This is a genomic window from Streptomyces pseudoechinosporeus (assembly GCF_054783935.1).
This window is the reverse complement of the sequence record NZ_BAAGPS010000116.1, coordinates 1-1,016: the sequence shown is the minus strand read 5'-3', so window position 1 is coordinate 1,016 and position 1,016 is coordinate 1. Positions and strand designations below refer to the sequence as shown.

Genomic DNA, 1,016 nt, shown 5'->3' with positions numbered 1-1,016 from the left:
CGGGGTGAGGGAGGGATGCGGCGTCTTGTGTCCGCTTGATGGCCGAGGGGTGCGCGGTGGCGTCGGTGCTGGGAATGCTGGAGGAGCGGGAGGCGGCTGCCCGGGTGCGGGTGGAGGGCCTGCGGGAGGAAGCCGCGCGGCTGGCTGAGGCGTTGGAGGCCGCGGAGATCGAGCTGGACCGGCGGGTGATCGCGCGGGAGGAGCTGGTCGAGGCGTTGGCCGCCTCCGCGGCCGGGACGACTGCCGTGACCGAACCCCAGACCGAGCCTGAGCCTGAGCAGGCAACAGCGCCTTCGCCTGCACCGGTGCCGGGCTCGACGGTGCCGCCCTGGCGGGACGGGCTGCCGGTGACGGTGCTGGCGCCGGACTACCAGCGGATTCTGGGCGTGCTGGAGGAGCGCACTCCGGCGGGCCACGGGCCGCTCAAGGCCAGGGAGATCGCGGTGGGGCTGGGCTCTGAGACGACGCCGGCGAAGGTCGAGGGGGTGCGCTCGAAGGCCAGGCGTCTGGCGGAGCGCGGGTGGCTCCTGCAGGAGACGTCGGGGGCATTCAGTGCCGGCCGGCGGCCCGTGGCCGGGCCAGACGCCGGCCCATCCGCGTGACCATCGACCACCGGATCATCGCCTCGCTGGAAGCGGGCAGCGTCTCGTAATCACGGGCCAGACGGCGGGAGTTCATCAGCCACGCGAACGTGCGCTCTGCCACCCAGCGTCTGGGGAGCACCACGAACCCCTGCATGTCGTCGGTGCGTTTGACGATCTGCAGGGTCAGGGCGAGTTTGTCCCGGCACCAGTCGACGAGGCCGCCGGTGTAGCCGCCGTCGGCCCAGACGAGGGTGATGTCGCGGTGCAGACGGCGCAGCCGCATCAGCAGGCCCACGGCGGCGTCCCGGTCGCCGATGTTCGCGGCGGTGACCGCGACGGCCAGGAGCAGGCCGAGGCAGTCGGTCACGATGTGCCGTTTGCGGCCCGGCACCTTCTTCCCGCCGTCGTAGCCGCGTGAGGAGGCCGGCACCG

2 protein-coding genes are annotated in these 1,016 nt (G+C 72.9%); one reads left to right on the top strand and one right to left on the bottom strand.

Features of this window, described 5'->3' with window-relative positions; genetic code table 11:
- The first annotated feature begins 38 nt into the window (after positions 1–38).
- Positions 39–602 carry a hypothetical protein gene (locus ACYVO6_RS49495; protein WP_461073648.1) on the top strand — a complete coding sequence of 188 codons (564 nt, stop codon included), beginning with the start codon at positions 39–41 and terminating at the stop codon, positions 600–602.
- Here ACYVO6_RS49495 and ACYVO6_RS49490 read toward each other — a convergent pair.
- Positions 550–1,016: transposase (locus ACYVO6_RS49490; protein ID WP_461073646.1), on the bottom strand; the 467-nt coding region annotated here is incomplete at its 5' end. The two genes, ACYVO6_RS49495 and ACYVO6_RS49490, sit on opposite strands and share 53 nt — an antisense overlap.

Bases quoted from the DNA above. Each gene is read 5' to 3' on its own strand.
- ACYVO6_RS49495 (WP_461073648.1), top strand. From the start codon at position 39: ATGGCCGAGGGGTGCGCGGTGGCGTCGGTGCTGGGAATGCTGGAGGAG.